Source organism: Pseudomonas sp. JZ134 (assembly GCF_051027695.1).
Classification (GTDB): Bacteria; Pseudomonadota; Gammaproteobacteria; order Pseudomonadales; family Pseudomonadaceae; genus Chryseomonas; species Chryseomonas luteola.
The window spans coordinates 3,953,217-3,972,996 of the sequence record NZ_CP069250.1 but is presented as its reverse complement, the minus strand read 5'-3'; the positions used below and the strand labels follow the sequence as shown (position 1 = coordinate 3,972,996).

The following is a 19,780-nucleotide window of genomic DNA, read 5'->3' as shown; positions in this document are numbered from 1 at the left end:
CCTATGAACGTCCTAATCGTCGATGACGAACCGTTGGCGCGCGAGCGTCTGGCCCGTCTGGTTGGGCAACTAGACGGCTATAAAGTCTTGGAGCCCTCCGCCAGCAATGGCGAAGAAGCGTTGGCCCTGGTCGAAAGCCTGAAGCCGGATATCGTATTGCTCGATATTCGTATGCCAGGTCTGGACGGGCTACAAGTAGCTGCCCGACTATGCGAGCGAGAAGCACCGCCTGCGGTTATTTTCGTAACCGCCCATGATGAATTTGCACTGGAGGCCTTCAAGGTCAGTGCCGTGGGGTATCTGGTCAAGCCGGTACGCCAGGAAGATCTTGAGGAGGCCCTCAAAAAAGCCGAACGCCCTAACCGCGTTCAGCTGGCTGCACTGACCAAGCCGCCGTCCAGCGGCGGTCCGGGGCCGCGCAGCCATATCAGCGCGCGGACCCGCAAGGGCATCGAGCTGATTCCGCTGGACGATGTCGTTTATTTCATTGCCGATCACAAATACGTGACTCTGCGTCACGGCAACGGTGAAGTCCTGCTGGACGAGCCGCTGAAGGCGCTGGAAGACGAGTTCGGTGACCGGTTCGTCCGTATCCACCGCAATGCCCTGGTGGCGCGGGAGCGGATCGAGCGCTTGCAGCGTACGCCGCTGGGCCATTTCCAGCTGTATCTGAAAGGGCTCAATGGCGATGCGTTGACGGTCAGCCGACGACATGTAGCCGGTGTACGACGCCTGATGCAGAACCTGTGACGCTGAGGGGCAGGACCTGCCGTTCTGTGCGCACGGCGCGCGGACGATTGGTCTTGCCTATCAGGGCGAAAGCGGCTTGCGACAGGAGAGCCTGTTATCATTCCGGTCATGTTTCAATCCCGGAATAGGCTCATGAACCGCGAGATTCGCATTGCCACGCGTCAAAGTGCGCTTGCCCTGTGGCAGGCCGAGTATGTAAAGGCCCGTCTGGAGGCAGCCCACCCGGGGTTGCACGTCAGTCTGTTGCCGATGACCAGCCGGGGCGACAAGCTGCTCGATGCACCGCTGGCGAAGATTGGTGGCAAGGGCTTGTTCGTCAAGGAGTTGGAAACGGCGCTGCTCGAAGGCGAGGCCGACATTGCCGTGCATTCCATGAAGGATGTGCCGATGGAGTTTCCCGAAGGCCTTGGGCTCTACGCCATCTGCGAGCGGGAAGATGCACGCGATGCCTTCGTTTCCAACACCTATTCCAGTCTGGCGGATCTGCCGGCCGGTAGCATTGTGGGTACTTCCAGTCTGCGCCGTCAGGCCCAGCTGCTGGCCCAACGCCCAGACCTTGAGATCCGTTTCCTAAGGGGCAACGTCAATACGCGCCTTGCCAAGCTGGATGCAGGCGACTATCACGCCATCATTCTGGCAGCGGCCGGGCTGATCCGTCTGGGCTTTCAGGACCGCATCCGTGAATCCATCAGTGTCGAAGACAGCCTTCCGGCAGGTGGACAGGGCGCGGTAGGCATCGAGTGCCGCACGGACGATGCCGAAGTCCACGAACTCCTGAAGCCGCTCCATCATCTGGAGACCGAGCAGCGCGTCATTGCCGAGCGCGCCATGAACCGCCATCTCAACGGCGGCTGCCAGGTGCCCATTGCCTGCTATGCCATCCGCGAAGGCGAAGAACTCTGGTTGCGTGGGCTGGTGGGTCAGCCGGATGGCACCCTGCTGCTGCGCGCCGAGGCGCGGGGATCGGTTATCGACCCGTCTGCACTGGGTATCCAGGTTGCGGATGAGCTACTTGCCCAGGGCGCCGGTGACATTCTACGGGCCGTTTACGACGAGGCTGCCCAGCCATGACGGCCTGGCGGCTGCTTCTGACCCGCCCGGCCGAAGAGTGCATACCCCTGGCGGCTGCACTGGACGAGCGGGGCATTCACAGTGTCAGCCTGCCGTTACTGGCCATCGAGCCGCTGCCTGAGACACCGGAGCAGCGCACCCTCGTGCTGGATCTGGACCGCTACAAGGCGGTCATCGTGGTCAGCAAGCCGGCCGCCCGGCTCGGCCTGGAGCGGCTTGACCAGTACTGGCCGCAGCCGCCCATTAACCAGACCTGGTTCGCCGTAGGCGCCGCCACGGCGGATATTCTCGAAGCCTATGGTCTTTCGATCATCACGCCCGACCAGAGCGAAGACAGCGAGGGCATCCTGGCCTTGCCGCAGCTTGATCAAGCCTTGCAGGAGGCCGATTCCCGCGTGCTGATCCTGCGGGGCGAAGGTGGCCGGGAAACCATGGCCGACACGCTGCGTGAGCGAGGCGTGCAGGTCGACTACCTTGAGTTGTACCGGCGCGTATTGCCGGATCATCCACAAAATGCCCTGACCGAGTGCCTTGCAGCGGAACGCCTCAATGGCATCATGGTCAGCAGTGGGCAGAGTTTCGCGCACCTGCGTACCCTGGCCGGCTCCGCATGGCCGGACGTGTGTTCGGTGCCGCTGCTGGTACCCAGCGAGCGTGTGGCCGAGCAGGCCCGCGCGGCCGGTATCCAGCGTGTCATTACCTGTCATGGCGCCAGTACCGCTGCGGTACTGGCGGCGCTTGAAGAGCATCATCCTTGAATAACCGATCAAAGGAAGGACTTGTGAGCGAAACAGTCACTCCCACTGACGATGCCGTACCGGCATCTGGCGAGGCCGTCAACGCGACGCCTCCACCTGCCCCGACTCCGGAAAAGCCCCGGCGTGGCAGTGCCGGGCTGGCTCTGCTGGCATTGCTGGTAGGCGCTGCCGGCCTGACGGCCGGTGGCTGGAGCCTCTGGCAGACACGGACCCTGCATGAGCAGGATCATGCCCAGCTGGCTCAGCTTGAAGATGCCCGTAGCCTGACGCGTCAGGTCGAGCAGCGTGAGCAGGCCCTGGCCGCTCAGCTGGAAAAACTGCCCAATGCAGAAGATTTCGAAAGCCGCCGCCGGCTGATGAGCCAGCTGCAGGCCGACCAGCAGCACCTGGCCCAGCAATTCAATGAAGTGGTTGGGCAGAGCCGGCAAGTCTGGCGCCTGACCGAGGCCGAGCACCTGATGCGCATGGCCACGCTGCGCCTGACAGCGCTGCAGGATGTGCCCAGCGCGCAAAACCTGCTCCAGGCGGTCGATGAGATTCTCAAGTCGCAGAACGATCCGGGCGCCTTTGCCGTGCGCCAACAGCTGGCGAACAGTCAGCAGGCGCTGCGCCAGCTGCCGGACTTGGACCGCACCGGCCTGTTCGTTCAGCTGTCCGCTTTGCGAGATCAGGTACAAACGCTTGAGCCGCTGCCGCCGCGCTTTGTGCATCCCGAAGGGGATCAGCCCGGTGTCCAGGCCAGCGAGGAAAGCACGAACCGCTTCGTGCGTGCCTGGCAGCGTCTGCGCGAGCGTGTTTCCGGCTACTTCCGGATCGATTTTTCAGCGGACAAACCCATCAAGCCGCTGCTGGCTGAGGAAAGCCTGGCCCAGGTCCGCCTGGCCATGAACCTGGCCCTTGAGCAAGCTCAGTGGGGAGCACTCAATGGCAACCAGGCGGTCTACCAGCGTGCGCTGACCCAGGCGCAAGGCGTTCTTGAGGCTCACTTCAATAGCCAGAACGCTGAAAGCCGCGCGGTTCGTGAGACCTTGAGCGAGCTGGCGGACAAGCCTGTAACGCTCAATCCACCGGATCTCAGCCCGACGCTGTCGGCTCTTCAGGCGTATATCGCCCGCCGTCAGCAACCTGAATCGACTACTTCTGCCCAGCCTGCACCCCCGGCTGCGTCGCCTGCCCAAGAGGAGCAACTGTGAAACGATTGACCCTGCTGTTCCTATTTGCCGTACTGGTTGCCCTCGGGGTAGCCGTCATCATGGCGGATGAGCCAGGCTATGTGCTGTTCTCCTACAACAGCTTCCGTTACGAATCGAGCTTCTGGGGGTTCCTCGCCCTGATCGTAGCGGCCGTGATCGTCCTGTACCTGTTGCGGCTGGCCTTGTCGGCCCTTGGCGTTTCGGGCCGAGTGGTCAATCCCTGGTCGCGTTACAACAAGCAGCGCCGTGTCGCCCAGGCCGCTCATCGTGGTCAGCTGGAGCTGGCTGAAGGTGACTGGTCGTCAGCGCTCAAGCACCTGAAGACTGCAGCGGAAAGCGATGCACACCCGCTGACTCACTATTTGGGCGCTGCTCGGGCTGCCAACGAGATGGGGCAGTACGAAGAAAGCGACACGCTTCTGCAGAAGGCCCGAGAGCGCGAGCCCCATGCCGATGTGGCCATCGGCCTGACCCAGGCTCAATTGCAGATCCATCGGGCGCAGTATTCCGAGGCACTGGCAAGCCTGGCGCCTTTGCATGCAAAGTATCCCAAGCATCCCTACGTACTCTCACTGATGCAGCGCCTGTATGTGACCACGCGTGATTGGCCGGCACTGATCGGCCTGTTGCCGGAGTTGCGCAAACAGCGGGTTCTGGGCGAATCGGAATTAAGTGATCTTGAGCGCCGCGCCTGGTTGGCCTCGCTGGATGAGGTTAGCCCCATTGGCGATGAGGCACCTACACAGGCAATAGCGCGCCAATGGCAGCAGGTCCCCAGTGCGCTGAAAAGCGACGTGGAAATCGCCCATGCCTACGCGGCTCGTTTGCATGAGCTGAACCGAGAGGATGATGCCGAGGACGTACTGCGTGCTGCCATCAAGCGTAATTACGACGACCGGTTGGTCCGCCTGTATGGCTACATCAAGAGCCGTGACCCGGCCAAACAGCTGCAGTTGGCCGAGGGTTGGCTGCGCAACCGTCCAAACGACCCCGTTCTGTTGCTGACGCTGGGCCGTCTGTGTCAGACCAACCAACTCTGGGGTAAGGCGCGGGATTATCTCGAGGCCAGCCTGAGCGCCCAGCGCACACCCGAGGCCTGCGGTGAATTGGCACGTCTTCTGACCCATCTGGGCGAGACGGATCGCAGCAACCAATTGCTGCTGGAAAGCACCGGCAGCCGCCCGACTCCTCCGGCGCTGCGGGCCTGAGAGGTGTTTATGCAGGGTCTGGTGCGGTTCTTCACGCCAGACCCTTTATCCCTCTTGCAGCACCTCTCATCCGCCCTACCGCGTATAAGCTGCTTTACTTCGCTTGAAAGGCCGCAACGCTTTCACTACCGTAGCGACCTCTATTTCTTTTGGAGCCGTCCTGCTCGTGACTAGCCCGCGTTTTATTTTTTCGCTGATCGCTATTGCTTGCGCCGTGCTCATGGCCGCCGGCCTTTACCTTGAGCACGTCCTCGGCCTTGAACCCTGCCCGCTCTGTATCGTCCAGCGGATATTCTTCATCATCGCCGGTATCCTGGCGTTCATCGCGGCCCTGCATAATCCGGCTACCCGCGGCCAGCGTGTCTATGCGGTCCTGATCTTTCTGTCCTCGGCCCTGGGCGCTGCGACCGCCGGTCGGCAAGTGTGGCTGCAGACGTTACCGGCCGACCAGCTGCCTGCCTGCCTGCCCAGCCTGGATTACATGATGCAGGCCCTGCCATTCCAGGACGTTGTGCGCCTGGTTCTGCATGGCACGGCCGATTGCGCCGAAGTGAACTGGACATTGTTTGGCATGAGCGTGCCGGAGTGGAGCCTGCTGGCCTTTACCGGCTTTATTCTGCTTTCGATCTATCAGTTCTTCCGCCGCTCCCGTGGTGTCATTGTCCGATAATCGGAATGCCGTTCAGCAGGTCGCAGGGGTTGCAGTCGATCACTGAACGGCACTACTCTGCTTCGACGGTGTCCGAACAGTCTCTGGTTGGATTAACCGGGTCGAACGCCTTACGACGAAGACCGTCGGGGCTATTGTTTCGCCGCTGAGGAAGAGTTCGTCATGCTTGAACGTTGCCGAAATGCACAAGAACGTTGGGGTGGGGTGCACCAGATGATCGATCGCTGGTTGCAGGAACGTCAAAAACTGGTAACGGCATATCAAGCCCTGCAGCTAGAGCCTCAGTTGGCTCCGATGGTAAACCAAAAGGGCCTTGAGCAGCTGTGCGATCTGCTCGTGGACTATGTATCGGCAGGGCACTTCGAAATCTATGAGCAACTGATGAACGAGGCAAAGGCCTTTGATGATCAGCGTGCCATGGAATTTGCCCATACCGTTTATCCACGCCTGCAGGCTTTGACCGAGGCTGCCCTGAATTTCAATGACCGTTGCGACAGTGGCGACTGCCATGAGCCGGCTCGCCTGCTGGTTGAGCTGCAGCAACTGGGCAAACTGCTCGATGAGCGCTTCGAGCTTGAAGACTGCCTGATCGAAGTGCTGCACAATTCGCATCAGTTGCAGCCAATGTCCACGCCCGGCGTGGCCGCGTCCCAACAGCCGGTCTATTGAGTGACGCGCTGATCGATGCGTATGAAAAACCCCGCCTAGGCGGGGTTTTTTGTGCCCGATGGATTAGCAGAATTCTGCCGGATCCGGGCCCAGGCGCTTGCCTTCATCCAGAGCGGCGATCTTTTGCATGTCATCGCTGTCGAGGCTGAAGTCGAAGATATCGACGTTTTCGCGGATACGTTCGGGATTGGTAGATTTAGGGAAAATGATTGAGCCAAGCTCGACATGCCAGCGCAGGATGACCTGGGCAGGCGTCTTGCCATGCTTTTTCGCCAGTTCCTGGAACAAGGGATGCTTGAGCAGCTCGCCGCCCTGAGCGAGCGGACTCCAGGCTTCGGTCAGGATATTCTTCTGACGGTTCACTTCGCGCAGGTCATTTTGCTGTAGCAGCGGATGAACTTCGATCTGGTTCACCACTGGGGTTACACCAGTCTCCAGAATGATCTGCTCCAGATCTTCCTGGCGGAAGTTGGAGACGCCTACCGAGCGAACGCGACCCTCTTCACGCAGGCGCAGGAACGCTTTCCAGGTATCCAGAAACTTGCCAGCCTTGGGGCAGGGCCAGTGAATGAGGTAGAGGTCTACGTAGTCCAGCTTGAGTTTGGACAGGCTCTCGTCAAAGGCCTTGAGGGTTTCGTCGAAGCCCTGGCGCTCGTTCCACAGCTTGGTTGTCACGAAGAGTTCGCTGCGGTCGATGCCGGATTCGGCGATGCCCTGGCCTACGCCTTCCTCGTTGTTATAGGCAGCCGCTGTATCGATGTGGCGGTAGCCCATTTCGAGGGCTGAGCGGATCAGCTGGGGCGCTTCTTCGTTCGGGGTTTTCCAAGTGCCCAGGCCGAACTGGGGAATATGGTGACCGTCATTGAGTTGAAGGCTCGGAATCGAGGACATGATTACTCCTGTGTAGAGGTGAAGGGAGTCGTATATTTCCGGCGGTATCGGTGATACGACCGGGGAGGAGCCGTTTCTATCCCGGCGCGTTACGAACGGGCTCGGGAGCATTGGGCAGGCGCGCCTCCAACGCTTGGGCCAGATAGCGGACAAAGACCTTGATACGGCGAGGCACGTGCCGGCGGTACGGGTAGACCGCGTAGATGTCGGCACGGGGTGCCTCGTACGCGCTCAGCAGCGGCAACAGGGCGCCCGAGGCGAGGTGCTCATGGACATCCCACCAGGAGCGCAGGATCAGCCCATGGCCGTCCAGCGCCCATTGCAGGGCAACTTCTCCATCATTGCTCGACAGGCTGCCGCTGACCTTGTGGGCGTACTCACGTCCCTCCTTATGGAAGCGCCAGATAGCGTAGTCGCTGCCATCCTGGCGCAGCACGATGCAGTTATGTGCACTCAGCTCGGATACCTCATGGGGCGTACCGGCGCGGCTCAGATAGGCTGGAGAGGCGCAGAGCAAGCGCGGATTGCCCAGCAGGCGATGGCCGATCAGGCGAGAATCCGGCGGCTCTCCCATACGGATACCGATATCCATGCCCTGGTCCAGCAGGCTGAGCGGCTGGCTGGTCAGCTCAAGGGATAGCTCGACATCAGGGTACTCCTGGGCAAAGCGGGACAGGACAGGGGCGAGGTGGCGTCGCCCAAAGCCAAAGGTTGCGTTGATTCTGAGCTGCCCGCGCAAGGTCTGGCGTTGGTTGCCCAAGGCGCTTTCTAACTCCTCCAGCTGCTGGAGAATCGGCCGGGCGCCCTCCAGGTACAGCTCGCCTTCTGCCGTCAGGTCAAGCCGTCTCGTCGTGCGTTGTACCAGCTGAACACCCAGGCGCTGTTCCAGCTGCGTCAGTCGCTTGCTTACTGCAGGGAGTGACAGCCCCAGCTCACGCGCCACGGCGGTAAGGCTGCCCCGTGTGGCGACGCGCTGGAAAAAGCTGAGGTCATCGATGGCGGACATGCAATTCTTTACCTGAATTCAATAATGGCTTTCTTCAAAGGCGAATTGTGTGGATCGGAGGAGTGAATAACACTGGCCGGACTGTGTATCAACTACAAGAGGATTCGCCCATGAGCACGCCCTGTTACCGGATTGCAGTCATTCCCGGCGATGGCATCGGCAAGGAAGTCATGCCTGAGGGCATTCGGGTCATGGATGCCGCTGCAAAGGCATTCAACCTGACGCTGCAATGGGACTGGTTTGATTTTGCCTGTGCGGATTACTACGTGAAGCACGGCAAGATGATGCCGGACAACTGGTTCGAACGGCTCAAGGGCTACGACGCGATTTACTTTGGCGCGGTGGGCTGGCCCGAGGTGGTTCCTGATCATGTCTCCTTGTGGGAGTCGCTGCTGAAATTCCGCCGTGACTTCGACCAGTACGTGAACCTGCGCCCCTGCCGCCTGATGCCGGGCGTGAGAAGCCCGCTGGCCAACCGCAAGCCGGGTGATATCGATTTCTATGTGGTGCGCGAGAATACCGAAGGCGAATACTCCAGCATCGGCGGCAAGATGTTTGCCGGCACCGAGCGCGAAGTGGTCATGCAGGAAACGGTCATGAGCCGTATCGGGGTCGATCGCATCCTCAAGTTCGCCTTTGAGCTGGCGCAGCGGCGTCCGAAGAAACACCTGACCTCGGCCACCAAATCCAACGGCATTTCCATCACCATGCCTTACTGGGACGAGCGGGTGGAAGCCATGGCGGCAGGCTATCCAGAGGTCAAGATCGACAAATACCACATCGATATCCTGACGGCGAACTTTGTGCTGCATCCGGACTGGTTCGACGTCGTCGTGGCAAGCAATCTGTTCGGGGACATTCTTTCCGACCTTGGCCCGGCCTGCACGGGTACGATCGGTATTGCGCCTTCGGCCAACATCAATCCGGACCGCCGCTTCCCCAGCCTGTTCGAGCCCGTCCATGGCTCGGCGCCGGACATTGCAGGCCAGGGGATTGCCAATCCCATCGGACAGATCTGGTGCGGCGCGATGATGCTGGAGCACCTGGGCCACCATGACGCCGGCGCGGCAGTACTGGCTGCCATCGAGACCGTTCTGGCAAAAGGTCCGGACAATGCACCGTTGACACGGGATATTGGCGGGACGGGAACGACCGAGGCGCTTGGCAAGGCTATTGCCGCGCAGTTCTAAAGAGCGTTCTCTGACCAATAAAAAAAGCCCCGCCTAGGCGGGGCTTTTCAGTTTCGGTGTAACTTACGCCCGTCTGGGCAGCATAAAGCTGAGCAGGAAGAGCGCTGCGGCCGAGACCACGATGGAGGGGCCGGCAGGCGTGTCCTGATACCACGACAGCGACAGGCCCAGGCACACCGCAATGATACCCAGCACACTGGCGCCAAAGGCCATCTGCTCAGGACTGCGGGCATGGCGCTGCGCGGCAGCGGCGGGAATGATGAGCAGCGACGTGATCAGCAGGACGCCGACGATTTTCATCGCGACCGCAATCACGATGGCAATGAGCAGCATCAGGGCCATGCGGATGGCCGTGACCGGCAGGCCTTCCACCTGGGCCAATTCCTCGTGGACGGTAATGGCCAGCAGGGGGCGCCAGAGCGCGGCCAGCGCGGCCAGTACGATCACGCTGCCGATCAGAATCCACCACAGATCGCTCTGGCTGACGGCAAGCAGATCCCCAAAGAGATAGCTCATCAGGTCGATCCGTACGTCCTTCATGAAGGACAAAGCCACCAGGCCTAGCGACAAGGTGCTGTGGGACATGATGCCCAGCAGCGTATCGGCGGCCAGGCCCCGGCGGCGCTGGAGCAAGACCAGAAGGACAGCCAGAACGACGCAGCCAACGGTAACCGCCAGGGTCGGGCTGACATCGAGCAAAAAGCCCATTGCCACACCGAGCAGGGCTGCGTGGGAAAGGGTGTCGCCAAAATAGGCCATACGTCGCCAGACCACGAACGAGCCCAGCGGCCCGGCAACAACCGCCAATGCAAGCCCGGCGAGCAAGGCGTAAAGAAGAAAATCAGCCATGCTTGCAGTGTTCACCATGGACGTGGGGTTTCATCACGACGCCGCCATGCAGTTCATGGGCATGGTCGTGGTGATGGTGGTAGATCGCGAGGCTGCGCGCGTCCTGGCCGAACAGTTCGACAAAGGCCGGATCGCCGCTGACTTGCTCAGGATGGCCGGAGCAGCAGATGTGATGATTCAGGCAGACGACCTGATCAGTGGTGCTCATGACCAGATGCAGGTCATGGGAAACCATCAGCACGCCACAGCCGTAGCGGTTGCGTAATTGGGTAATGAGCCGATAGAGCTCCGCCTGACCGCTTACGTCCACGCCCTGGACCGGCTCGTCGAGCACCAGCAGCTCGGGCTTGCGCAAGAGCGCACGGGCCAGCAGCACGCGCTGCAACTCGCCTCCGGAAATGGTTTGCAAGGGGCTGTCGAGTAAGTGATCTGCACCTACCTCGGCCAGGGCGCTGGCGGCACTTGTACGGTCTACACCCGGCACGAGCCGCAGGAACCGCAGCACAGAGAGCGGAAGCGTTGCATCTACGTGCAGCTTTTGCGGCATGTAGCCAATCGTCAGGCGTGGCTGACGCCAGACGCTGCCGGTGTCCGGCTTGAGCAGACCCAGCACGGTGCGCACCAGTGTTGTCTTGCCGGCCCCGTTGGGCCCGATCAGCGTGACGATTTCGCCACGCGTGAGGGTCAGGTTTACCTGATCAAGAATGTTCTGCCCGGAAAAGCGCACGCCCACATCGGACAGCTGGATCAGCGCATCGCTCATTGAGCGTCCTGGCAGGCAGAGCAGAGGCCGATGACTTCGACCGTCTGGCCTTCGACCTTGAAGCCGACCGTGCCGGCACCTGCCTGAATAGCCTCATGAATGGCAGGCTGTTCAAGCTCGATCGCCACATGGCAATGGCGGCAGATCAGGAACTGACCTTGGTGGGCATGCCCTGGGTGATTGCAGCCAATAAAGGCGTTCAGGGAGGCGATGCGGTGCACCAGGCCGTTTTCGAGCAGGAAATCCAGCGCACGATAAACGGTCGGCGGTGCAGCACGGCGGCCGTCCTGCTCGCTGAGAACCGCCAGGATGTCATAGGCCCCGAGCGGCTTGTGGCTTTGCCAGACCAGCTCCAGCACGCGGCGGCGCAGGTCGGTCAGGCGTACACCGGACTTCGTGCACAGCGATTCGGCCTCACCCAGCGCATGGGTGACGCAATGGGAATGGTCATGCGGGCGAGAAGCCAGAGGGATACTCGTCATTGAAATGAGCCGTTTATGAATAGGGACGTTATTATATTGCAAACGTACTGCTTTGAGACCCTTCCGTGATCCGATCCCTGATTGCCGGCGCTCTGTTCGGCCTAACCGCTTTTGCAGCCTCGGCCCATGCCGAGGTCAACGTACTGACCAGCATCAAACCCTTGCAGCTGATTGCCGCGGCGGTGCAAGAGGGCGTCGATACGCCCGACGTCCTGCTGCCACCAGGCGCCTCCCCGCACAACTATGCCCTGCGGCCTTCCGACATACGGCGCATCCGCGAGGCGCAGCTGTTCTATTGGATAGGGCCGGACATGGAAGTCTTTCTCAAGGATGTGCTGCCCGGCCGGGACAAGCCCAGCGTCGCTATACAGGAGCTACCTGATCTGCACCTGCGGCGCTTCGTCAATTTCAGCGCCGAAGCAGATCACGAGCACGAACACGACCATGGCCATGACGAAGCTTTCGAGCACGACCATGACCATCGTCCCGGCTCCATCGATGCGCATCTCTGGCTCTCGCTGAACAACGCACGTGTGATCGCTGCCAGGATGGCTGCCGATCTCTCGGCCCAGGACAGTGCCAACGCCGACCGCTACAAGGCGAATCTGGCAGCCTTCAATCAGCGGCTCGACCGCCTCGATGGCCAGCTCAAGCAGGATCTGACGCCCTTGATCGGCAAGCCGTATTTCGTCTTCCATGAGGCCTTCGACTACCTCGAGGAAGCCTACGGCCTGTCACACCGTGGTGTATTTGCCATCAGTGGGGATGTGCAGCCGGGCGCCCGCCATGTTGCCGCCATGCGCGCCATGCTGAAGAGCGCCGGGCCCACCTGTGTCTTTACCGAGCCGCCGCTGCGCCCGCGTCTGGCCGATACGCTGAGCCAGGGCCTGCCAGTCACGCTGTCCGAACTGGATCCGCTGGGCGCTGATGCGCCAGTCAATGCCTCCGGTTATGAGGCGCTGTTGACCAGCCTGACGGGCAAGCTGACGGATTGCCTGAGCAAAATCTGACTGAATACGACTAGCATTTGCCTGAAAACGACCTAAACCGTCAGCTGGTATTTTAACTGGTATTCAAGTGGTATTAATGTTGGCCATCTGATTCGCTGAGATGATCACGATGGCCGACGCGCTTGCTCATGTCACTCTGGACCAGGAACTGTCCACGCCGATCTATCTGCAGCTCGCCCAGCAGCTGGAGTCGGCAATTCATGCCGGGCATTGGCGTGCGGAAGAAGCGTTGCCGTCCGAGCGCGCCTTGAGTGATCGGCTCTCCATTTCCCGCGTCACTGCTCGCAAGGCCCTGGATGTCTTGCTTGCCCAAGGCCTGATCAGTCGCTCCCACGGCTCCGGCACGTTTATTACGCCTCGGCTTGAACAGCCCCTGTCCCGCCTGTCGAGCTTTAGCGAGATGCTCCGCAGCAAGGGATTCACGCCCAGCTCCCAGTGGCTGTCCCGGGAGCTTTCCGAGCCAACACCTGAAGAAGTCTTGCGTCTGGGTCTGTCGCCACGTGATCACGTCGCCCGGCTTAAGCGTCTGCGCCGTGCCGATGGGGTGGTCATGGCCATTGAGCATAGCGCCTTGCCGGCACGCTTCATGCCAGACCCGCAAGCCGTTGGCGATTCTCTCTATGCGTGGCTGGACGCAGAAAATCTATCGGTTGTCCGGGCCCTTCAGCACATCCAAGCAGTGAATGCATCACCTGAGATGGCTCATCTGGCTGGCCTTGAGCCCGGTACTGCAATGCTGCTCATGACCCGAATCAGTTATCTCGCGGATAACACACCAATCGAGCTGACCGATACCTATTGCCGTAACGACTACTACGATTTTGTCGCCGAACTTCGGCGTTGAGGAGGGGCCATGCTCACGGGAAATATCCTCACTCCTGACGGTTGGCGCTACGGCCAGCTTCAGATGAAAGACGGACGCATTGCTCGCATAGACGCAGAGCCCTGCGACCCTGCCGAAAATGAGGCACCCTATCTGCTGCCCGGCTTTATCGACCTGCATGTTCACGGCGGCGGTGGGGCCGACACCATGGAGGGCGGTACCGCTATCGAGACCATTGCCCGGACTCATCTTCGCTTTGGCACAACCAGTTTCCTGGCCACCACCATGACGGCCCCGCCCAGCGACATCGAGGCGGTATTACGGGGGCTGGGCGAGCGGATCGAACACCGCCCGGCAGGAACAGCACGCGTATTGGGCGTTCACCTCGAAGGTCCTTACATTAATGCAGGAAAACTGGGCGCGCAGCCCAACTTTGCCTGTACGGCAACATTGGCCGAACTGGATCACTATCTATCGCTGGCGCCTGTCAGAGTTGTCACCCTGGCACCGGAAATCGCCAGCCATCGTGAAATCATCCAGACCCTGAGCCAGCGTGGCATACGGGTACAGATTGGTCATACGTTGGGCAGTTACGAAGAGGGCGTGGCGGCGTTGGAGCATGGCGCACACGGCTTCACGCATCTGTTCAATGCGATGACCGGCCTGCATCACCGCGAGCCAGGAATCGTAGGAGCGGCTTTGGCACACGCGCAATACGCCGAGTTGATTCCTGATCTGCTCCATGTCCATCCGGGTGCCATCCGTACCGCCCTGCGAGCGATTCCCTGTTTGTACTGCGTCACCGATTCCACTGCGGCAGCAGGCATGCCGGATGGCGAATATAAATTGGGGCGTCAACCCGTTACCAAGTGCCTGGGCGGCGTACGGCTGGCTGACGGAACCCTTGCCGGTAGCACCCTCACCATGGATCAAGCCTTGCGCAACCTTATGCGGATTGGGCTCGCCCTAGAGGACGCGGCGCAGCGCCTGTCTCGTTATCCTGCCGAGTACCTGGGGCTGACCGATCGCGGTCGACTGTCCCCGGGTAGCTGGGCCGATGTGGTCTGTTTTGATCGCACGCTGAACCTCCAGTCCGTACACGTCGAAGGAGAAGCGCATGACTTCACTCATGCATGAGGAAGCCTGTACAGCCTTCGTTGCCGTGACTGACCAGTTGCGTGAGGCTGAGGGGGCAATCCAGTCCCTGGCCGAGTCGTTGCGTCGTCAGCCGCCGCACCTTGCCATGACGGTGGCGCGAGGCAGCTCGGACCATGCCGCTACGTATTTCGCCTACTTGGCCATGCATCGGCTCGGTGTGCCGATTCTGTCGTTGCCTATGTCGCTCACGACATTACGTCAGGCCCCACTCAACGTGGCAGGCCAGCTGGCCCTGGGGTTTTCCCAATCAGGAAAGAGCCCGGATCTGGTCGACACCATGGTGGCGTTAAGGGCCCAGGGTGCGCGAACGGCGGCGTTGGTCAACAGGGCTGAATCACCGCTTGCAGCTGCCTGCGAACAAACCATCCCGCTCAGCGCAGGCGCGGAGCGTAGCGTGGCGGCGACCAAAAGCTTTATCGCAACATTGAGTGCGGGTGCGCGTCTGGTGGCCCATTGGCAGAGCGATGCCGCGCTGTTGGAGGCTGGACGACAACTACCGGATGACCTGCAACGTGCCTGGACGCTGGACTGGACTCCTGCCATCGAAGTCTTGCAAAACGCACAGCGCTGCATGGTTGTAGGGCGCGGACTGGGCTTTGGAATAGCCTTGGAAGCGGCGCTCAAGTTCAAGGAGACTTCTATTCTGCAAGGCGAGGCCTTTAGTGGAGCCGAGATCAGGCACGGGCCGATGGCGCTCATCGATAACGGTTATCCACTGCTTATTTTCGCCCCACGCGGTCCTGAGCAGGCCAGCCTCTTAGCCCTGGCGGATGACATGCGGCAGCGGGGTGCAACTGTTCTGCTGGCGGCACCGGCCAATGTACGCGGACACAACCTAGTATTGGCCGAAGCTGGCCACCCAGACCTGGACCCGCTACTGGCTATCCAGACGTTTTACAAAATGGCCGCCGCGCTGGCTGAAGCACGGGGCCTGAACCCTGACGAACCTCGCCATTTGCAGAAAGAGACCTGTACCCGCTGACCCTTTGAGGATGCGCCATGTCCACTCGCGAACTGCTGCTTACTGCTCCCCTGGCCGGCCCGCTGCTGACTCTCACGGATGTTCCAGACCCAGTGTTCAGCGAGGGGCTGATGGGACCTGGCATTGCCATCGATCCGCTCGAAGGTCAGCTGTTCGCGCCCTGTGCCGGTCAGATCGTCCAGATTGCCCGCAGCGCCCATGCCATTACCCTTCGTCATGACGAGGGGTTTGAAGTGCTCATGCACGTGGGGCTTGATACGGTCCAGCTTAAAGGACAAGGGTTTGAACTGGACGTACGCGAGGGCGATCGGGTCAACGCCGGGCAACTGCTTCTGCACTTTGATCTGGATACTGTCGCACAGGCAGCGCGTAGTCTGATTTCAATGATGACCGTAACCAATGCCGACGGACTGACCATAAAAATGCTCACGACGCGACAGGCGCGTGTCGGTGAGCCTTTAATGGTCTTGCAAGGTCAGGCCCTCCTGGCCGCGGCGCCTGACTCGTCCGCCTCTGAGCCACATGCCGAAGGGTCAGCCACGATAGCGCATCATGGAGGCTTGCATGCTCGTCCAGCCGCCCTGTTACGCGAAGCCGTGCGGTCGTTCGCGGCAACCACTCATATCCTGTACGACAGTCGTCGTGCCGATGCCACAAGTATGGTCAGCCTTCTGGGGCTGGGTGTCAAAGAGCAGGAGCGGGTCATGATCGAGTGTCGTGGGCAGCAGGCTGTCCAGGCACTGGCAGCAGCCATCCAAGCACTTGAGCATCCGGCCGTTCGAGGCAAGACGGCTGCATCAATGACTGTGGTGCCAGCTTCTCCGGTAACGGCTATGACGCATATCAACGGTGTGCTGCAGGGTATTTGCGCCTCGCCCGGTCTCGCCATGGGCCCACTCTGGAAGCCGGAGGCATTGACGCTTCCGACCGTACGCCATAGCCACCAAGGGGCTGCGGCTGAGCAGGCTGAGCTCGACAAGGCCTTGCAGGCTACAGGCGTCTTGATTCAGCAGCGCATCGATGAAGCGCGGCGCAAGAGACAGGAGGCAGAGGCCGCTATTTTTACAGCGCATCTGGCGCTCCTGGATGATCCTGAGCTTTTACACGACAGCCAGCGATACCTGAGCGATGGACTAACAGCCGCCCATGCCTGGCAGGCTGCGCTTGAAAAGCAGTGTCAGATTCTGGCCAGCCTGGACAATCCCTTGTTACGCGAGCGGATCAGCGATCTGCGCGATGTGCAGCGACAGGTGTTACGCATCCTTTTGGATTTGCAGCTCACGCTGGAGCCTCCCAGGGGCGCGTTGGTGGCTGCTGACGACTTGAGTCCTTCCGAACTGACTCATCTGCTGGACGCACAGCCTGCGGGGCTGTGTCTGGCTGGAGGTGGCGCCACTTCGCATGTCTCCATCCTGGCGCGTGCGGCAGGATTGCCGTGTGTGGTAGCGCTGGGCGAATCACTCTTGCACCTGGAGGCTAATGTGCCCTTGGTGTTGGATGCTACAGCGGGGCGTCTGGAAACGGCGCCAGACGCTGCACGACTCAAGACCATCGAGGCAGAACTCAAGGCTCAAGTCGAGCAGCTGGAAAGGTTACGACAGGCGGCACAGGCTTCAGCCATCACGCGCGACGGCCAGACGATCGAGGTGGCTGCAAACGTCTCGCACCTGGCTGAGGCGAGGCGGGCGCAACGCGAAGGGGCAGACGGTATCGGCCTCTTGCGAACCGAGCTGTTGTTCATGGACCGCGTCCAGCCACCGACGCAGGAGGAGCAGCGCTCTACGTACCAGGCAATGCTGGACGCGTCTCCTGACAGGGCCGTCATCATTCGTACCCTGGATATTGGCGGAGATAAACCGGTCGACTACCTGTCGTTGGCATCCGAACCCAATCCGGCGCTCGGCTTGAGGGGAATACGCCTGAGCTGGACACACCCGCAGCTTCTGGACGACCAACTCAGGGCGCTATTACAGGTACAGCCTGCTCAGCGCTGCCGTGTGCTGCTTCCAATGATCAGTGAAGTGGGCGAACTCTTGCAGGTACGTCAGCGCATCCGCGATCTCGCTGCCGAGCTAGAGGTGCCACCGGCACTGGAAGTGGGCGTGATGATCGAAGTGCCTTCGGCGGCGCTTCTGGCTGAGCAGCTGGCGGCCCATGCCGACTTTTTCTCCATTGGCACCAACGACCTGACCCAATACACCCTAGCGATGGATCGCTGCCACAGCGATCTGGCTGTCCATATCGATGCCTTGCACCCCAGTGTGCTGCGGTTGATTGCCCAGGCCTGCGCCGGTGCTCGCCGTCACGGCAAATGGGTTGGTGTTTGCGGTGATCTGGCCAGCGATCCCCTGGCGACGCCAGTGTTGATTGGCCTGGGAATCAGCGAGCTCTCTGTGGGGGCCGCGCGAATTGGTGAAATCAAGGCGCGGGTGCGCCAGCTTGAGGCCGCTCAGTGTCGTCAGGCCAGTGCCGCCCTGTTGGATTTACCTAACGCTCAAGCTGTACGGGCGCGCTGTCAGGCGCTATGGCCTGTTTTATAAGCATGACGTTTTACTTTTTGGCCGTTGGCCCGCTCTGCCCCTTATAACAATACCTACGGAGGAGTGCCGCATGACTGTTCATGTGTTTGAAGGCGTTCAACGTCTGGGCCGCGCCTTGATGCTACCGATTGCAGTCCTGCCGGTAGCGGGCCTGCTATTACGGTTAGGTCAGCCTGACTTGCTGGACATTGGCTTTATTGCCGCCGCAGGGAATGCGATTTTCGCCAATCTTGCACTGATTTTCGCCATTGGCGTGGCAGTAGGTTTCGCCCGGGACAATAACGGTGTGGCCGGTCTGGCTGGGGCGATTGGGTATCTGGTATTAATCGCCGTGCTCAAGCAGCTCGACGAGAAGATCGATATGGGTGTGCTGGCAGGCATCCTGACCGGACTTGTCGCCGGCGGGCTCTACAACCGTTATCACGCCATCAAGCTACCAGAGTACTTGGCCTTCTTTGGCGGACGGCGCTTTGTGCCCATCGTTACCGGCGTAGCTGGGCTAGTGCTGGGAGGTCTTTTCTGGCTGGTCTGGCCGCCCATTCAGCATGCGATCGACCATGCCGGGCACTGGCTTATCGGCAGTGGAGTCGTAGGGGTGTTCGCCTATGGTGTGCTTAACCGCATTCTGATTATTACCGGATTGCATCACATCCTTAATAATCTGGTCTGGTTCGTGTTCGGTGATTACACCAATGCGCAGGGCGTGCTCGTTCATGGTGATCTTAACCGCTATTTTGCAGGCGATCCTTCTGCCGGTATTTTCATGGCCGGTATGTTTCCGGTGATGATGTTCGGCCTTCCAGCGGCGTGCCTGGCCATGTACCGCTGCGCCAATCCTGAGCGGCGCAAGCAAGTGGGCGGCATTCTATTGTCCATGGCGCTGACTGCATTTCTGACCGGAGTGACCGAGCCGATCGAATTCGCCTTTATGTTTCTGGCCCCCGTACTCTATGGTTTACATGCCCTCCTGACGGGCGCTGCGATGGCCCTCATGTACCTGCTTAACGTGCACCTGGGATTTACCTTTTCCGGTGGCGCGATCGACTATGCCCTGGGCTATGGCGTCTCTACAAATGGCTGGATGTTGCTGCCGATTGGGCTGGCCTACTTTGCCCTGTATTACGGCCTATTCAGCTACTGTATCCGCCGCTTCGACCTCAAGACACCGGGCCGCGAGCTTGTCGACAGCACGGTAGCGACAACCCCTGAAAACGATACTGGCCGAGCCCAGGCCTTTATCAAGGCTCTGGGTGGTGCTGATAATCTGCAAAGCGTGGATGCCTGTGCTACACGCCTGCGCCTGAACCTGATGGATCGCAAGAAAGCCAACGATGCCGAACTCAAGCGGTTGGGCGCTCACGGTGTGGTCAGGCCAGGGCAGGGCGGCAGCCTGCAAGTAGTATTAGGCCCGCAGGCTGACCTGATTGCAGGGGAAATTCGTGCTGCCTTGGAGGGCACCGACTATACGGCTCCCTTGATCCAGGAGCCGTTGTTTGAAGCAGGGCCTGCAGTAGCGTTGAGTGACCAGCAGATTGCTCAGTGGCAACATGCCTTGGGCGGTGCGGATAATCTCCAGCGGGTCGAGGCCGTGGCCTTTACCCGGTTACGCCTGCAATTGGGCGATGCCAGTCGAATCGACCGGGCGGAGCTTGAGCATCTGGGCTGCAGTGGTCTGGTACCGCTGGCCAACGGTGTATGGCATCTGCTGGTCGGCCCGCAAGCAGTGGGGCTGGCCGCCCGATTGAGTCGTTAGTCGTCCCGACAGGG

General features: G+C 60.5%; 19 protein-coding genes. 14 read left to right on the top strand and 5 right to left on the bottom strand.

The window, feature by feature from the left end:
* The first annotated feature begins 3 nt into the window (after positions 1–3).
* From JQR86_RS18500 to rsd, 7 genes are all read left to right on the top strand, one after another.
* The gene (locus tag JQR86_RS18500) at positions 4–750 is read left to right on the top strand and encodes a LytR/AlgR family response regulator transcription factor (protein ID WP_010796535.1); all 747 of its coding nucleotides are present in this window, start codon (positions 4–6) and stop codon (positions 748–750) included.
* A gap of 108 nt (positions 751–858) precedes the next feature.
* Positions 859–1,821, top strand: a complete 963-nt coding sequence (gene hemC / locus JQR86_RS18495) for a hydroxymethylbilane synthase (protein ID WP_230382228.1) — start codon at positions 859–861, stop codon at positions 1,819–1,821.
* Positions 1,818–2,579: a uroporphyrinogen-III synthase gene (locus JQR86_RS18490; protein ID WP_434154036.1), complete on the top strand. Its 762-nt coding sequence runs from the start codon at positions 1,818–1,820 to the stop codon at positions 2,577–2,579. Before hemC ends, JQR86_RS18490 begins: the two co-directional genes overlap by 4 nt.
* 23 nt (positions 2,580–2,602) lie before the next feature.
* Positions 2,603–3,772, top strand: coding sequence for a uroporphyrinogen-III C-methyltransferase (locus JQR86_RS18485; protein WP_434154035.1), 1,170 nt, complete (start codon positions 2,603–2,605; stop codon positions 3,770–3,772).
* Positions 3,769–4,980 (top strand): heme biosynthesis protein HemY, encoded by a 1,212-nt coding sequence (locus tag JQR86_RS18480; RefSeq protein ID WP_434154034.1) that lies wholly within the window; start codon positions 3,769–3,771, stop codon positions 4,978–4,980. The genes JQR86_RS18485 and JQR86_RS18480 overlap by 4 nt, the downstream gene beginning before the upstream one ends.
* 160 nt (positions 4,981–5,140) lie before the next feature.
* On the top strand, positions 5,141–5,650 hold the full coding sequence (locus JQR86_RS18475) for a disulfide bond formation protein B (protein ID WP_037030661.1): 510 nt from the start codon (positions 5,141–5,143) through the stop codon (positions 5,648–5,650).
* A 162-nt stretch (positions 5,651–5,812) separates the two neighbouring features.
* Positions 5,813–6,319 (top strand): sigma D regulator, encoded by a 507-nt coding sequence (gene rsd / locus JQR86_RS18470; RefSeq protein WP_286787248.1) that lies wholly within the window; start codon positions 5,813–5,815, stop codon positions 6,317–6,319.
* A gap of 63 nt (positions 6,320–6,382) precedes the next feature.
* On the opposite strand, the gene JQR86_RS18465 is transcribed toward rsd, so the two are convergent.
* Together JQR86_RS18465 and JQR86_RS18460 are read right to left on the bottom strand one after the other, a co-directional pair.
* On the bottom strand, positions 6,383–7,210 hold the full coding sequence (locus tag JQR86_RS18465) for an aldo/keto reductase (RefSeq protein ID WP_434154033.1): 828 nt from the start codon (positions 7,208–7,210) through the stop codon (positions 6,383–6,385).
* A gap of 76 nt (positions 7,211–7,286) precedes the next feature.
* Positions 7,287–8,216, bottom strand: coding sequence for a LysR substrate-binding domain-containing protein (locus JQR86_RS18460; RefSeq protein ID WP_434154032.1), 930 nt, complete (start codon positions 8,214–8,216; stop codon positions 7,287–7,289).
* A gap of 110 nt (positions 8,217–8,326) precedes the next feature.
* Here JQR86_RS18460 and JQR86_RS18455 point away from each other — a divergent pair, with 110 nt between their 5' ends.
* Positions 8,327–9,406, top strand: coding sequence for a tartrate dehydrogenase (locus tag JQR86_RS18455; RefSeq protein WP_122041089.1), 1,080 nt, complete (start codon positions 8,327–8,329; stop codon positions 9,404–9,406).
* A 63-nt stretch (positions 9,407–9,469) separates the two neighbouring features.
* Here the strand turns inward: JQR86_RS18455 and znuB are convergent, their stop codons facing one another.
* The 3 genes from znuB to JQR86_RS18440 are packed head-to-tail and all read right to left on the bottom strand — an operon-like array spanning position 9,470 to position 11,500.
* A complete protein-coding gene (gene znuB / locus JQR86_RS18450; RefSeq protein WP_122041088.1) occupies positions 9,470–10,255 on the bottom strand; it encodes a zinc ABC transporter permease subunit ZnuB in 786 nt (261 codons plus the stop codon).
* Entirely contained in the window at positions 10,248–11,018 is a 771-nt protein-coding gene (gene znuC, locus JQR86_RS18445) for a zinc ABC transporter ATP-binding protein ZnuC (RefSeq protein ID WP_010796546.1), read from the bottom strand. The genes znuB and znuC overlap by 8 nt, the downstream gene beginning before the upstream one ends.
* Positions 11,015–11,500 (bottom strand): Fur family transcriptional regulator, encoded by a 486-nt coding sequence (locus tag JQR86_RS18440; RefSeq protein ID WP_010796547.1) that lies wholly within the window; start codon positions 11,498–11,500, stop codon positions 11,015–11,017. The genes znuC and JQR86_RS18440 overlap by 4 nt, the downstream gene beginning before the upstream one ends.
* Positions 11,501–11,565: 65 nt before the next feature.
* Here JQR86_RS18440 and znuA point away from each other — a divergent pair, with 65 nt between their 5' ends.
* From znuA to nagE, 6 genes are all read left to right on the top strand, one after another.
* Positions 11,566–12,510, top strand: a complete 945-nt coding sequence (gene znuA, locus JQR86_RS18435; RefSeq protein WP_407362675.1) for a zinc ABC transporter substrate-binding protein ZnuA — start codon at positions 11,566–11,568, stop codon at positions 12,508–12,510.
* 100 nt (positions 12,511–12,610) lie between these two features.
* Positions 12,611–13,354 (top strand): GntR family transcriptional regulator, encoded by a 744-nt coding sequence (locus tag JQR86_RS18430; protein ID WP_407362676.1) that lies wholly within the window; start codon positions 12,611–12,613, stop codon positions 13,352–13,354.
* Positions 13,355–13,363: 9 nt separating this feature from the next.
* Positions 13,364–14,470, top strand: a complete 1,107-nt coding sequence (gene nagA / locus JQR86_RS18425) for an N-acetylglucosamine-6-phosphate deacetylase (RefSeq protein WP_434154031.1) — start codon at positions 13,364–13,366, stop codon at positions 14,468–14,470.
* Positions 14,451–15,473 carry an SIS domain-containing protein gene (locus JQR86_RS18420; RefSeq protein WP_407362678.1) on the top strand — a complete coding sequence of 341 codons (1,023 nt, stop codon included), beginning with the start codon at positions 14,451–14,453 and terminating at the stop codon, positions 15,471–15,473. The genes nagA and JQR86_RS18420 overlap by 20 nt, the downstream gene beginning before the upstream one ends.
* A 17-nt stretch (positions 15,474–15,490) precedes the next feature.
* Positions 15,491–18,013: a phosphoenolpyruvate--protein phosphotransferase gene (gene ptsP, locus JQR86_RS18415; protein WP_434154030.1), complete on the top strand. Its 2,523-nt coding sequence runs from the start codon at positions 15,491–15,493 to the stop codon at positions 18,011–18,013.
* 70 nt (positions 18,014–18,083) lie between these two features.
* The gene (nagE, locus tag JQR86_RS18410) at positions 18,084–19,766 is read left to right on the top strand and encodes an N-acetylglucosamine-specific PTS transporter subunit IIBC (protein WP_434154029.1); all 1,683 of its coding nucleotides are present in this window, start codon (positions 18,084–18,086) and stop codon (positions 19,764–19,766) included.
* Positions 19,767–19,780: the final 14 nt, after the last annotated feature.

Bases quoted from the DNA above. Each gene is read 5' to 3' on its own strand.
- JQR86_RS18500 (WP_010796535.1), top strand. From the start codon at position 4: ATGAACGTCCTAATCGTCGATGACGAACCGTTGGCGCGCGAGCGTCTG.
- hemC (WP_230382228.1), top strand. From the start codon at position 859: ATGTTTCAATCCCGGAATAGGCTCATGAACCGCGAGATTCGCATTGCC.
- JQR86_RS18490 (WP_434154036.1), top strand. From the start codon at position 1,818: ATGACGGCCTGGCGGCTGCTTCTGACCCGCCCGGCCGAAGAGTGCATA.
- rsd (WP_286787248.1), top strand. From the start codon at position 5,813: ATGCTTGAACGTTGCCGAAATGCACAAGAACGTTGGGGTGGGGTGCAC.
- JQR86_RS18465 (WP_434154033.1), bottom strand. From the start codon at position 7,210: ATGTCCTCGATTCCGAGCCTTCAACTCAATGACGGTCACCATATTCCC.
- JQR86_RS18460 (WP_434154032.1), bottom strand. From the start codon at position 8,216: ATGTCCGCCATCGATGACCTCAGCTTTTTCCAGCGCGTCGCCACACGG.
- JQR86_RS18455 (WP_122041089.1), top strand. From the start codon at position 8,327: ATGAGCACGCCCTGTTACCGGATTGCAGTCATTCCCGGCGATGGCATC.
- znuB (WP_122041088.1), bottom strand. From the start codon at position 10,255: ATGGCTGATTTTCTTCTTTACGCCTTGCTCGCCGGGCTTGCATTGGCG.
- znuC (WP_010796546.1), bottom strand. From the start codon at position 11,018: ATGAGCGATGCGCTGATCCAGCTGTCCGATGTGGGCGTGCGCTTTTCC.
- JQR86_RS18440 (WP_010796547.1), bottom strand. From the start codon at position 11,500: ATGACGAGTATCCCTCTGGCTTCTCGCCCGCATGACCATTCCCATTGC.
- JQR86_RS18430 (WP_407362676.1), top strand. From the start codon at position 12,611: ATGATCACGATGGCCGACGCGCTTGCTCATGTCACTCTGGACCAGGAA.
- nagA (WP_434154031.1), top strand. From the start codon at position 13,364: ATGCTCACGGGAAATATCCTCACTCCTGACGGTTGGCGCTACGGCCAG.
- JQR86_RS18420 (WP_407362678.1), top strand. From the start codon at position 14,451: ATGACTTCACTCATGCATGAGGAAGCCTGTACAGCCTTCGTTGCCGTG.
- ptsP (WP_434154030.1), top strand. From the start codon at position 15,491: ATGTCCACTCGCGAACTGCTGCTTACTGCTCCCCTGGCCGGCCCGCTG.
- nagE (WP_434154029.1), top strand. From the start codon at position 18,084: ATGACTGTTCATGTGTTTGAAGGCGTTCAACGTCTGGGCCGCGCCTTG.